Here is a 13,843-nt window from a genome sequence, read left to right on the forward strand (position 1 = left end):
ATTCGCTAGATCCAGCAGGTCGACAAAGCCGTTCGCCGGAGCGTCAAAGAATAAGGAGAATGGGAACCCCATGAACATCAAGGACATTGCCCAGCTTGCCGGCGTATCCACATCGACGGTCTCCAAGATCGTGAATCACAGGGACGCGAGCATCACTGCCGCCACGCGCGACAGGGTCCTTGAACTGGTCAGGAAGTACCACTACACGCCTTACGGATCCTCCAAGCCCAACACCACAACCTGGAGAATCGGGGTCCTGCTGAGTTCATCCATCTCCATGGACTCCACCTTGGACGGGATCATCCAGCAGGCACAAAAGTCGGGGTACGGCACCTTGGTTTTCAACAGCTATGGCGATCATGACCAGGAGGAACGCAACATCCTGGCCGCTCTGGAGCATCAAGTAGATGGCATGGTCTGGGAGCCGATCGACCGCACAAGCCTGGCCTTGAAAAGCAAAATCGAGGCACGAGGGACTCCTGAGCTCACCATCGGGCCCCTAGGAGACGACAGGACTGCTCTCATGCCGTACGAGGAGGCCGCTTACAGTCTGACTGAAGAGCTGATCAAGCGCCACCACACCAGCATCGCCTGCCTGCTCTCGCCGGGCAGACGGACCCATAGCTTCCTGCACGGTTATCGTCGCTGCTTGTTCGACCACAACATCCAATACCACACTGACATGGTCATGAAAACCTTCGGCGAAGACCTGACCAGGGTGCTAGAGAACCGGCATGTCACTGGTGTCGTGGCATCCCACTATCACCATGCCCTGGAATTCCTTCAGTTCGTCGAATCCATGCATTATCGCCTGCCGCAGGACCTCTCCCTGGTCTCCCTGATGAACGACACCAACGTGCACCTACGCTACCCGGGCAGCCCGGAAATATCGTCCTACGTCATGCGCAATGCCGATTTCGGCGCCTACCTGTGCCGACGGATCATCCGCGCCATCGAACATGAGTCTGATTCGAGCGAGACTTTCGAGCATGTCTTCGCCCTGGACGGCGAGAAAACCGTCGGCCGACCCCCGGATCAGCAATGCAAGAAGATCGTGGTGGTCGGCAGCATCAACGTAGACACCTACCTGACTGCTCCTAGCCTGCCCAAGGCAGGTATGACCACCACGACCAGAAATTTCGCCTCCACACCAGGGGGCAAAGCCACTAACCAGGCGGTAGGCGTGGCCAGACTGCGGCATCAAGTCTCTCTGATCGGCAATGTCGGCAGTGATCCCGCCGCAGACTACATTTACAAAACTATGAGGCAAGCCCATGTGGATGCCGCTGGTGTGCGCAGAGTCAGTGGGGCAGACACAGGCAAAGCCTACATCTTCGTCGACAGCAAGGGCGAGTCGATGATCTCCCTAGTAGCGGGCGCCAACGAATCCCTGACCCCGGACGACATCACCGAGCGCGACCAGATCTTCAGAAACACCGGCTACTGCCTGATCCAGACAGAAATCCCCATGGACACTGTCGCCGAGGCTTGCAGAATAGCCAAGCGCCACCAGGCCGCCACCATCGTCAAACCATCATCCTGCGACCACCTGCCTGAAGACCTGCTGGATTCGATCGACATCCTGATCCCGAATCTGAACGAGTTGAACACCCTGATACCCGGACCAGGGTCGGTAGTGGATAAAGCGAGACAGTTCATTGACGGCGGAGTCGGCAAGGTCATCATCACCTTGGGTGAGCGCGGCTGCACCCTAGTCACCGCCAGCGGGCACAAAGACTTCCCAGCCCATGAAACCCGAACGATCGACGACACCGGCGCCAGCGATGCCTTCATCAGCGCCCTGGCCTCCTATCTGTGCAACGGATGTTCCCTGGACAAAGCCGCTCACATCGCCAACCTGGCCGCCAGCTTCAGCGTCGCCCACGAAGGAGTCATTCCCTCCCTGATCAACCGCCGCCAGCTCGAAGGCCTGATCGACTGAATAATCTGGGCCCGAGCACGGTCGGAAGGCTGTGATCGTCTGCCGTGCCTATCATCAAGGCCTATAGCTTCTGAAGATATGCGCGCCGACCCGACACAGCAATCAGGGGCTGTACTTTAAGAACTTTGCAGACAGTCGCCCATGAATGCAGCTATGGCCAGATCCTCTCAGAACCCGGCTTTTCATCTGCGAGCGATCTGTTTCTCTGATAATACTGACGGCAGCTAACTAAGTGAAGCGACTTAACTTATTCAATCTCTGAGTACCATATAGATAGCTAATGAGGGGTGGACATCTTTGCCCTGATGTCTTGCTTGTTATACCCGCCAGCGGCTGCGCAGACCAAAAGGAGGGTGAAAGTGGATAAAGTAGTGACGATTTCTGACGTAGCCCAAGCGGCTGGAGTCTCCAAAGCCACTGTTTCATACGTACTCTCCAACGACAAAAGAATAAGCAAACAGACGGCAGAGAAGGTGCAGCGCACAATAGATGATCTGGGGTATACCGTCAATCACGCGGCCAGAGCCCTGTCAACCAAGAGAAGCAACGTACTGGGAATTGTGTCGCCCACCCACCATGGCGTCTACCTATCATCCTTTTTCGGGCTGCACATTTATCTATTGTCTGAGTATGCGACGCGATCCGGTTACGACAGCATGTTCATCGGTTCTGATGACGGTTGCGACGCCATGAGGAAAGCCGCCGCCTCCCATAAAGTGGATGGTTTCATACTTATGGATGTATGTGACAATGATCCGCGCATGACTACTGCCAATGAGATTGGAATCCCCACAGTCGTTTTCGGATCGCCGATTTCATCTTTCGGTTTAGACACTGTGGATTCAGACTTCCGATCGGAGGCTGCAAGATGCATGCAGCGCATAGCTGCCGATAACCATAAGGAGGTGATCTTGTACTCCTGGTCTAACAGCATTTTTGAGAAGCGTATGGGCTTCGCCTTACGGTTCAGAGACCAAATCGCACAAAGCGCCAAGGATCTAGGAATTATTCTGCATATCTATTCACCTGACAACGATGAATCGGATACAGCAGGAGAACTGTTGCACGCGTTACATCTGTATCCTCATGCCACTGCGATGATCATCCACAATGAAAGTGCGTCAATTATAGCCCCGCAGGCCTTTTCCTCAAGAGGCATTCAAATTCCAGACGACCTGTATGTGATTTCCGTCTTTCCCAAACAAATGCAGTGGTCAGTGCTAGCCTCATTCGCCTTCATCCAAACCGATATAGACCAGTTGGCGCAGAAAATCGTGAGTACATTGGTAGCTCGCATTCAGGACCCGGATGCCCCCATCACAAGATCATTATTAGATTTTACCTTACAGCAACCAGTCAGCAAACAGCACTGATGCAGTCATCTGGCTATCTCCAGGAGAGTTTGTTTCTGCAATCCCGAATACAAAACTCCAAGCGGCGTCCCACCTGTCCAATAATTAATTGATTTGACCTACTGCGAGGATATTATATAATATTGGTGAACCGGTTCAATAAGTGATGATTCGACTCCGGGGCTCGAATCATACCAGCTTGGATGAAGATGCCACACCGTAGCGGCATCGCAGAAAGGAAATCATGCACAACCTGTTCATCAAACGCTTCGCAACCATCTGTTCAGCTGTCGTCATTGTGGCAAGTCTCGCCGCTTGCGGCGGCTCAAATCAGAGTGCGGACACCATTGGTTTTTGGGATCCCTATCCACAGAAAAACGCATCCAGCACATGGGAGGCATTCGTCAAGCGCTGCGCTCCCAAGGGTTACAAAATAAAGCGCACCGGATACCCCCAGTCTGATCTGCTGAATAATCTCACCACCGCCGTAAAGGCCGGGAATGCCCCGCAAATCGCCTTGATAGATAACCCAAAAATGCCTACCGCAGTTGATGCTGGCCTCGTTACCGACATCAAAGCTGCTGGCATCAACACCAAGGGATATGACAGCAACATCGAGGCGCCTGGAATCATCGACAACGTCCAATACGGCATCTCTTACGGTTCCAATGCACTGGGGCTTTACTATAACCCGAAGTTACTGCAAAAAGCAGATGTCGATCCTGCGTCCATAAAAGATTGGACGAGCCTGAACAAGGCTATAGAACAAGTGGTAGCGTCAGGAAGCAAAGGCATTACTTTCGCAGGTATCTCCGGCGAGGAAGGTACGTTCCAGTTCCTGCCTTGGTTTTGGGGAGCAGAGGGAGATCTGAAGCATCCAAAATCACAAGCTGAAACCGATGCTTTGAACCTGGTCTCTGATTGGGTCCGAAAAGGTTGGGCGCCAAAATCAGTATCCACCGACAATCAATCTGCAGCCTGGGATGCTTTCCTAACTGATCAGTACGGATTCTCTGAAAATGGCTCATGGCAGGCCGAATCCGCCAAGGAAAAGGGGTATGGAATGATACCGATTCCTGGTAAATCCGGCGGAGTCGCCCCCGTGCCGACCGGAGGCGAGTTCATAACTATGCCTACCCAGAAAAAGGCCGACAAGGATCTCCGCAAAGCAGCGGCTAAAGTCATTGACTGCCTGGTTGACGGGGAGAATCTAAAAAAGACCAATAATGAGATGGTCTATTTAGCAGCGAAACGCTCCGTAAGAAACCAGCAGGTCAAAGAGAACCAGATCTGGGCCCCGTGGGTAAGGCCGATTGAGCAGGCCAAGGGCAGAACTTCTGACATTGGCCTCAAATATGAGGATGTTTCAGCGCAGCTCTCCGAAGATCTACAGGAAGCGCTGAACCAGCGCTGAACCAGCTGAGAAGTCGACAGAGATGCTCGACTTCTCAGCACCCCCTTGCCTCAAGGCAATTTTCAATAATCTCATTTCTTGCGTTGATCAGGTGAACGATGTCATTCAATATTCATCCATTACAGGACTCCGACGGAAGCATCCGGAACTCAAAAAAACGCGGCATCCATTCGACGACACTGGCGGCCTGGAGCTTCGCTATGCCTCTCATCGTGTATCTGGCCATCTTCTACGTAGCACCACTTATCCAAAATATCTTCATGAGTCAGCACCGTTTCACTCGCCGGACTTTCGTCACCGGTGACGCACCGTGGTCCGGCATTCAGGTATACCAGGAGGTTCTAGGAAATCCGAAGTTCTGGACGATACTCGTACAGACCTTATTATTTGTGGTGCTCTCAATTATTTTCCAATACAGCCTGGGGCTGGCACTGGCAGTATTCTTCAACCAGAATTTTCGACTATCGACTGTGCTCCGTGGCGCTTTCCTGGTCCCTTGGCTCCTGCCTCCAATGATTTCAGGCACTATCTGGCAATGGATGATGGATGCCGATACCGGTGTCATCAACAAAGTCATAAGCTTTTTCGGCGGTTCCCCTATATGGTGGCTGCAGGCTGATCACTCCCTATGGTCAGTCATCATTGCCAACATCTGGCTAGGCATTCCATTCAATATGGTCATTCTGTATTCAGGATTGCAAAACATTAACCAAGACCTATACGAAGCTGCATCCTTGGACGGTTGCAACTATTGGCAGCGATTCTGGAAAATCACCTTTCCTTTATTGAAACCTGTCACCATGATCACCCTCCTGCTCGGATTCGTATACACACTCAAAACCGTAGACATAATTTGGATAATGACCAAAGGAACGGGCACTTCGCGCACCCTTGCCACCTGGGCTTATGAGATGGCATTCGAAAAAGGAACATCCGCAACCATCCGATACTCAGAAGCATCCGTCGTGGGCACCATTCTGATCGCCATCGCCCTGGTATTCGCTTTAGCCTATCTACGGGCACAGGGTTCAGAGAGGAGCAAGCAATAATGAAACATCGTTCGACATGGTGGAAAACGCTGATCGCCGTCGTATTCACCCTAATCATGCTTTTCCCGATTTATTGGATGATCAACATCTCTCTGACCAAAAGACGGTCGATTCGCTCGGGAGACCTATATCCGCGCGATTTCACGTTGGCGAACTTTTCTTCAGCCTTCCACACCGAAATGACATACCTAGGCACATCCCTGCTCATTGCCATCGGTGTAGTTCTGTTGACACTCGCCATCGCACTTCCGTCTTCATACGCCATCGCTTTTCTTGAACTCAAAGGCCGCAGAACGATCAATTTCCTTCTGATTGTGGCCCAGATGATCCCCGCTGTAGTCATGGCCCTGGGCTTTTATCAGATCTACAACCGCATCGGCCTTTTGGACAGCATCCCCGGCCTGATCATTGCGGATTCCACAGTGGCCGTGCCATTCGCCGTCATGCTTCTATCGAGCTTCATGACCGGCATGCCGCATTCCATTATTGAAGCTGCAGAAATTGATGGCGCTTCACATTGGCGTGTATTCACAACCATAGTGGTTCCGCTAAGCAGAAACTCCATCGTAACGACTTCGCTGTTCTCATTCCTCTGGGCATGGTCTGACTTCATGTTTGCGTCAACGCTGGATTCCGGCGGAGGTCGCATGCGTCCCATCACGATGGGCCTCTATGATTTTATAGGGGCACAGAATCAGGAATGGGGTCCATTGATGGCTACAGCCGTCCTGGCTTCGGTGCCAACCGCAGTACTGCTGATCGTCGCACAGAAATATGTCGCTGCGGGAGTTGCAGCAGGTGCGATAAAGGACTGAACCGAAAGTGAATCAACCAATTGAAAGGGTACTGAATCAATGCAACATTCAACATTTACCACCGACGGCCAGGCGCTGCAGTGGACAGGCGACGGCGAATACCTTCGCATCGAGCCCTGGGGAACCGATTCAATACGCGTCCGATCCTCGCAGATGCACGAACCTGAAGACCCGGACTGGGCGCTTTTACGCGACCACCATGAGCCTGCAGAGGCAGTGCACATAAGCATCGATGACCGACGGGGACAGGCCACCATAACCAACGGATCTCTAATGGTCAAGGCGCGAGCTTCGGGCGGCATTGACACAGGCAACGGCTATACGGAGAAGTGCCTGCTCAGTTTTTGGCGCACCGACGGCAAGCTGCTCTTCAGCGAGATGAACGATGGCGGCTCCTTGAATTTAAGAGCACGCTCTTTCATTCCCATCGTGGGAGGCGACCACCAGGTCAAGGTGACATTCGTCCCTCCGGAAAACGAACGTCTGTACGGCATGGGCGAATATCAACAGAACATCATGAACCTGAAAGGCTGCACGCTCGAACTGGCCCACAGGAACTCGCAAATCTCCATACCCTTCGTCGTCTCCAGCAACGGATACGGATTCCTATGGAACAATCCGGCCGTCGGTTCCGTCAGTTTTGGGAAAAATAAGACTCAATGGTCGGCGGAGAGCACTCGACAGATTGATTATTGGATTACAACCGGTGCCGATTATCGCTCAATTATGTCCAATTACGCAGACGTTACCGGTCATGCTCCTCAGATGCCTGAATGGGGTCTGGGCTTTTGGCAGAGCAAGCTCCGCTATTGGAACCAGGATCAATTGCTGGAGGTTGCCAGAGAGTTCAAAAAACGCGGCATCCCTCTGGACCTCATTGTCATTGATTTCTTCCATTGGCCCCACATGGGTGATTTCAGATTCGAAGACGAATTCTGGCCAGATCCAGTCAGCATGAGCAAGGAATTGCACAGGATGGGAATTCGACTCATGGTGTCAATCTGGCCGCAAATAGCACTGACTTCTGAAAACTATCCAGAGATGAAAGCCAAGAATCTGCTGGTGCGAGCAGACCACGGCGAAGACATCGGCATGATGTTCGAGGGACCCAGCCAGTTCTTTGATGCCACCAACCCTCGAGCCCGCCAATATGTATGGGAGAAATGTCGTGAGCACTACGCCGATGTCGGCGTCGACGCTTTCTGGCTGGATGAAGCCGAACCGGAGTATGGCACTTACGATTTCAGCAATTACCGCTACTGGGCTGGACCTGCTCAGCAGACAGCCAATTTGTATCCGCGGGAATACAACAAAGGGTTCTACGAAGGGCAGCTGGCCTACGGGCGCCAAGGACAGATCATTAACCTCACCAGATGCGCATGGGCCGGATCCCAGCAATATGGGGCTCTTGTATGGTCGGGCGATGTAGCATCCACCTTCGAGGCGTTCAGAGCACAGATTACCTGCGCTATCCATATGGGCATGGCCGGCATTCCTTGGTTCACCACCGATCTTGGAGGCTTCCACGATGGAGATATCGACGACCCCACGTTCCGTGAACTGTTATTGAGATGGGCGCAATTCTCCTGCTTCTCGCCGGTCATGCGCAATCACGGTGACCGTAGCCAGCATCACCCCGATGGGACCACCAAGACCGCTGTCGCTACAGCGCAAGGCGAACGACGATTGCCGTCCGGGGCGAGCAACGAACCATGGAGTTACGGAAAGTCTGTCGAAGACATCTATGTCAAGTTCATCAGGATCCGAGAACGTCTTCGCCCTTATTTGCGTGAGCTATTCGCTCAAGCGCATGAGGATGGGCAGCCGCTCATCAGGGGACTGTTCTACGAATTCCCCCATGACGACGCTGCCTCCGATATCGCCGACGAGTACATGTTCGGACCTGATCTGCTGGTCGCCCCTGTGGTAAAGGAAGGAGCCAGATCTCGACAGGTCTACCTGCCTGGGGACGCGGCTACGCAGTGGCAGGATCTTCGCGACGGGGCGATGTACGACGGGGGCCAGAGGATCACCGCAGAAGCCCCGCTGGATACCCTGCCGGTATTCGCAAGGGACAGCAGAAACCACGAGCTGCTGGGCATACTCTGATATATCCGTCGCACGGTCACGGATGTCCATTGTCATTCGCATCGGGTCGGGGCCGCTCGTCCTGACCCGACTTCTTAGTCGATCAAGACATGGTTCATCCCGTTCCCAGTCTCATTGAACTTTCACGCTCATATGCCACCCTGTGCAACGTTCACTCAGGGAGTTTGCCAAGTTATCGACTAAGTGAAAGGAGGATTAGGCAGCGGATCACCAGGTTATGATCCGTAAGAAGTCAATATCTCGGAAAGCGATTCTAGCGTAATCCATAAGTGAAGAGACAAACCAATAAACGAGTGCCGATGACCATAATTCCTGTGGGCATCAATTCCAACCGGCCTGGTCAGTAACTGGCACCGGAGCCTTTTATAGGCTTGCTCATAACCGTCAAAGAGCGAATAATGATGTCCAAAGTGCTCTGCGAAAATGACTAGTAAACACTAGCACGCAAATAGCCGTACCTATGGCCAGATAGGATTCGAGATACAGGAAGGGGAACGATGGCTCAAACAGTACGTGTCAATGTTCCTCGCACCATTCTCGATTGGGTCATGTCCATAGGCGCCAAAGACCATCTAGGTGAAGGCCAACGTAAGAATATTGATGCTTGGAAACAGGGCACCAAACGGCCTACTGTCTCACAGCTACATGACATCAGCGACAAGTTGCACGTGCCATTCGGCTACTTCTTCATGGATGAGCCCATTGATGATACGCCGCCTATCTATGCCAAACGCACTATTGGCAGTCAGCAGCCACAAGGACGTCCTTCACGAGATCTTGTGGACACCACTGACCAGATGACTGCCATTCAGGACTGGGCGAGACAAGACCGTATCGATAATGAAGGCACCCGACTGGGACAGGTGGGTTCTCGAACCATCGATGACGATAGCAAGCTTATTGCCGAGGATATTCGTCAAGCTCTGAAGATTGATGAGCGCTGGTATCGCAAATCCGGCCTGCATGAACCGGCTAAGGCTTTCAAGCTGCTGCGCGAGCGCGCTGAGGGTACTGGGATTCTCATCATGCAGAACGGAGTGGTTGGCAACAACACCAGCAGACCACTCGACCCCAAAGAATTTCGTGCTTTTGCGCTCATCGACCCATACGCCCCATTGATATTCATCAACAGGACCGACGAACCCGAAACCGCTCGCCTCTTCTCCCTGGTGCATGAGCTGGCACATGTTTGGCTGGGAGCAGATGAGTTATACAATGACACCGCCCTACCCACCGGAGTCACCAGGCTTGAACAGGTCTGCAATGAGGTAGGGGCAGCCATATTGCTGCCAGACGAAGACTTCCTGGAAACGTGGCAGAGCATTCCGGACGACACCACATTGGACGAACGGATGAAAAAGCTGAAGGCATGCTTCCCTGTTTCCCACACCACTTTGGCCCTTCATGCCCTGAAGCATAAGCTGATCAGCCAGGAAACCTTCCAGAAATGCAACCAGGCCGCCCAAACCTGGTCAGAAGGAACTAAAAATCAGCAGCACTCCGGAGGAGACTATTATAAAAACAAACTAAGCAGATTCGATTCTCGCTTTCTGGAAAGGATGGCGAGCAGCGTAGCCGAGGGCAGAACCACATATCTGGATGCTTATCGTCTCACTGGCACCAATGGTGATACTTTCACCAAACTCATGAAGAGAGCCATCTCATGACGCAGCCACTCCTTATGAATCCGCTTTTTCTTATCGATGCAAACTGCCTGATTGAGCCCTACAACCGGTACTACAACCCTCAGTTCACTCTATCTGCACCGTTCTGGCAGCATCTACATAATTTGGTTAACTCGGGCCGAGTGGCAATCATCGACAAAGTTCGCGACGAGGTATACGGTCACAACTGCCCAGAAGTCGATACCTGGTTGGACGCCATAAACAGCTTACTGGTCATCTGCGAGGAAGAGGATGGCATTATACAAGCATATAGCGCAGTGCTCAATCAGATCGCCAGACCTGAAAATGGATACAAATCCACAGCATTTCGTGAATGGGCTAACAAACAAATTGCCGACCCCTGGTTGATCGCTACGGCGAAGTTTTACGGTGCCACTATCGTCACTTTCGAGCAAACCCAAGCTGAATCAGATCGCCCGTGGAAGCGTCCCAAGATTCCGACCGTCGCCTCCCAGCTTTCGATCAGCACCGAAAACCTATTCACCTTCATGCAGAACGATGGAGGCTTCTGAAGATTCAGACTGCAAAGCCTGTTTCATTTTCTCTCTCGCCTTCATCTTCAGACGCACCACCGCCTAGAGTAGGTGTAAGGAAGCATCGCAGCATCAAGGTACCAAAGGAGCAGCCACTATGCGGCCAATGTCGGACTACGTCAAGGATTTGCAGCACTCGGGCATGATCGCCCACGATCTGGATGAGACCATCGACTTCTACACCAACAAACTCGGGTTCGAGCTGGTCGGCATCTACCCCAACGGGGAGAACCGCTGCGCCTTCCTGCGCCTGGGCCATTTGACCATCGAGACCTGGGAGGGCGAACCTGCGCCCATGCGCACCGGAGCCATCAACCACTGGGCTCTGGACACGCCGGACATCGACGCCGCTTACGAGCACGCCCTGGAGATGGGGCTGAACATCAGGGAGGACTCCATCCAGTCCATCCCCACCTTCTGGCAGCACGGAATCCGCTACTTCAACGTCATCGGTCCCAACCAGGAAACCATCGAGTTCTGCCAGATTCTCTGAATGCCCGCTGCAAGCGGGCGCAACCGCAGCCACGAAGGTCTGGGCCCTGCCCCGTACGAACAATCCCATGCCAGCAATGAGGCCCATTTGCTGATCTCCCTGCAACGGAGCCAGCTGCTCATGCCGACTATCGGGGAAGTCGCTGTAGCCGGCGGCCTGCGCACCGTTTATGGCATCTTCGAAGAAGGGGAGGGTGCTTCAAGTCCTGATCGGCCTCTCGCCGCATCGGTGGGCCTGGCCCCGTCCAAGACCTGGCTCTACTATGAAAGAGCGTATCCAACGATGGGTACCACAAATGAAAGGGGTTCCCATGACGAACATCAACATGGTCACAGTAGCCGGCGGTGGGGTGCTAGGCAGCCAGATCGCCTATCAATCGGCCTTCAAGGGCAAGAAGGTAACGGTCTACGACATCAACGACGAGGCTGTGGCGGCCGCCGAGGAGCGCGTCCGAAACCTGCGCGACCTCTATAAGAGGGACATCAATGCCACTGACGAGCAGTTCGATGCGGGCCTGAACAATCTGAGCTACAGCTCTGACCTGGCTGAAGCAGTCAAGGACGCCGACCTGGTCATCGAGGCCATCCCCGAGAAACCCTCCATCAAACATGATTTCTACCGGAGCCTGGCCAAGGCGGCCCCCGAGAAGACCATCTTCGCCAGCAACTCCTCCACCTACGTGCCCAGCACCTTCGCGGAGGACACCGGCCGACCAGACAAATTCCTGAACATGCACTTCGCCAACCAGATCTGGCGCATGAACACCGCTGAAATCATGGGCACCAAGCAGACCGACCCCAAGGTCTTCGACCTGATCGTGGACTACGCCAAGGAAATCGGCATGGTCCCCATCGTTCTGAAGAAAGAACAGCCCGGATACGTCCTGAACACCCTTCTCATCCCCTTGCTCAACGCCGCCGCATATCTCTGGGGCCACGACATCGCAGACCCGCAGACCGTGGACAAGACCTGGATGATCGGAACAGGCGCCCCCATGGGGCCCTTTGCTATCTTTGACGTCGTTGGGCTGCGGACCGCTCTCAATATCACCAAAGAGCAGCAGGGCGACAACCCCGATTACAAGCCCTTCATGGAGAAGATCCAGAAGATGATGGACGAGGGCAGGAACGGCAAGGATTCCGGGCAGGGCTTCTACACCTATCCTGATCCCGCCTTTGACAGGCCTGACTTCCTGAAGGCCTGACAGGACTGCTCTTTTACCAAACAGAACCCGTCCCTTCCAGAGGACAGCGTTGCGACATGCCTCTTCCAACGGGCGGGTTCGGCTTCATAAGGCCTTTTCTATCGCGTCCGATCTTCAAGCTGCCCATCGACCTCCGCAAACCGCCAGCCGCACTTTTTCATTAGCATGGAATCAGACATCCAAGGAAGGATGCCCGTACGATGAAAGAGGTCGTTCATGACAGAGATTGAGCAGGTCACCGTCGCTGGCGGTGGCGTTTTAGGCAGTCAGATCGCCTATCAATGCGCATTCAAGGGTAAAAATGTCACGGTCTACGACATTGGAGACGATGCCGTGACGGCCGCCAAAAAGCGAATCAAGGAGCTTCGCGCGGCCTACAAACGCGATATGAAAGCAACAGACGAACAGTTCGATGCCGGGCTGGAACGAATAAGCTTCGCTACCGACCTGGGCGAGGCCGTCAGGAATGCGGATCTGGTCATCGAGGCGATTCCCGAGAAACCCTCCATCAAGCACGGTTTCTATCGGAGCCTGGCCAAGGCGGCCCCCGAGAAGACCATCTTCGCCAGCAACTCCTCCACCTACGTGCCCAGCACCTTCGCGGAGGACACCGGCCGACCAGACAAATTCCTGAACATGCACTTCGCCAACCAGATCTGGCTGATGAACACCGCTGAAATCATGGGCACCGATCAAACGGATCCGTCCGTCTACGACCAAATCGTTTCCTTTGCCCGGCAGATCGGCATGGTCCCCATCCAGCTGCACAAAGAGCAGCCCGGCTACGTACTCAACACGCTCCTGATGCCGCTCATGGGCGCCGCCGGCATGCTCTGGGCGCACGATGTGGCCGATCCCTATACCATCGACAAGACCTGGATGATCGCCACTGGCGCACCCAAGGGCCCCTTCGGCTTCTACGACATGGTCGGCCTCCGGACCGCCTACAACATCCTCTGCCAGCGCCAGAACGACAACCCTCAGGCCAGGCCCCTCCTGGACAAGCTCAAGGCCATGATCGACCAAGGAAAGCTGGGCGAGGAGACAGGCCAAGGCTTCTACCACTACCCTGACCCCGACTACCGGGACGCTGAATTCCTCAAATCCTGAATCAAATTCTGCCAGTGGGCCGCGAGGCCGGAGCACAGTCCTTCGCGGCCTACCACAGGGGACGTGGTAGGCTGTATATTTATGACATTTTTGTGAAAACCGCTAAAGGAAGAGGCAGACAGGGAAATCACAAGGCG

11 protein-coding genes are annotated in these 13,843 nt (G+C 53.8%); all 11 read left to right on the plus strand.

What is annotated here, in order from left to right; translation table 11 throughout:
• The first annotated feature begins 70 nt into the window (after positions 1-70).
• The 11 genes from J3T95_RS08615 (at position 71) to J3T95_RS08665 (ending at position 13,706) form a co-directional block, all read left to right on the plus strand.
• On the plus strand, positions 71-1,942 hold the full coding sequence (locus J3T95_RS08615; RefSeq protein WP_267451121.1) for a PfkB family carbohydrate kinase: 1,872 nt from the start codon (positions 71-73) through the stop codon (positions 1,940-1,942).
• A gap of 359 nt (positions 1,943-2,301) precedes the next feature.
• Positions 2,302-3,315, plus strand: coding sequence for a LacI family DNA-binding transcriptional regulator (locus J3T95_RS08620; protein ID WP_267451122.1), 1,014 nt, complete (start codon positions 2,302-2,304; stop codon positions 3,313-3,315).
• A gap of 223 nt (positions 3,316-3,538) precedes the next feature.
• Complete coding sequence (locus tag J3T95_RS08625) at positions 3,539-4,708, plus strand: ABC transporter substrate-binding protein (protein ID WP_267451123.1); 1,170 nt, start codon at positions 3,539-3,541, stop codon at positions 4,706-4,708.
• Positions 4,709-4,806: 98 nt separating this feature from the next.
• Positions 4,807-5,757, plus strand: coding sequence for a carbohydrate ABC transporter permease (locus tag J3T95_RS08630; RefSeq protein ID WP_267451124.1), 951 nt, complete (start codon positions 4,807-4,809; stop codon positions 5,755-5,757).
• A complete protein-coding gene (locus J3T95_RS08635) occupies positions 5,757-6,572 on the plus strand; it encodes a carbohydrate ABC transporter permease (RefSeq protein WP_267451125.1) in 816 nt (271 codons plus the stop codon). Before J3T95_RS08630 ends, J3T95_RS08635 begins: the two co-directional genes overlap by 1 nt.
• A 39-nt stretch (positions 6,573-6,611) precedes the next feature.
• Positions 6,612-8,681: a glycoside hydrolase family 31 protein gene (locus J3T95_RS08640; protein ID WP_324123858.1), complete on the plus strand. Its 2,070-nt coding sequence runs from the start codon at positions 6,612-6,614 to the stop codon at positions 8,679-8,681.
• 497 nt (positions 8,682-9,178) lie between these two features.
• Positions 9,179-10,348, plus strand: a complete 1,170-nt coding sequence (locus J3T95_RS08645; RefSeq protein ID WP_220236503.1) for an ImmA/IrrE family metallo-endopeptidase — start codon at positions 9,179-9,181, stop codon at positions 10,346-10,348.
• Positions 10,345-10,878: a DUF4411 family protein gene (locus tag J3T95_RS08650; RefSeq protein ID WP_267451127.1), complete on the plus strand. Its 534-nt coding sequence runs from the start codon at positions 10,345-10,347 to the stop codon at positions 10,876-10,878. The genes J3T95_RS08645 and J3T95_RS08650 overlap by 4 nt, the downstream gene beginning before the upstream one ends.
• A gap of 118 nt (positions 10,879-10,996) precedes the next feature.
• Positions 10,997-11,392 (plus strand): VOC family protein, encoded by a 396-nt coding sequence (locus tag J3T95_RS08655; protein WP_220236505.1) that lies wholly within the window; start codon positions 10,997-10,999, stop codon positions 11,390-11,392.
• Positions 11,393-11,702: 310 nt separating this feature from the next.
• Positions 11,703-12,596, plus strand: coding sequence for a 3-hydroxyacyl-CoA dehydrogenase (locus tag J3T95_RS08660; protein ID WP_267451128.1), 894 nt, complete (start codon positions 11,703-11,705; stop codon positions 12,594-12,596).
• A gap of 216 nt (positions 12,597-12,812) precedes the next feature.
• Positions 12,813-13,706: a 3-hydroxyacyl-CoA dehydrogenase gene (locus tag J3T95_RS08665; protein WP_267451129.1), complete on the plus strand. Its 894-nt coding sequence runs from the start codon at positions 12,813-12,815 to the stop codon at positions 13,704-13,706.
• Positions 13,707-13,843: the final 137 nt, after the last annotated feature.

Origin of the sequence: Bifidobacterium sp. B4079 (assembly GCF_026537385.1) — a bacterium.
GTDB lineage: Bacteria > Actinomycetota > Actinomycetes > Actinomycetales > Bifidobacteriaceae > Bombiscardovia > Bombiscardovia asteroides_I.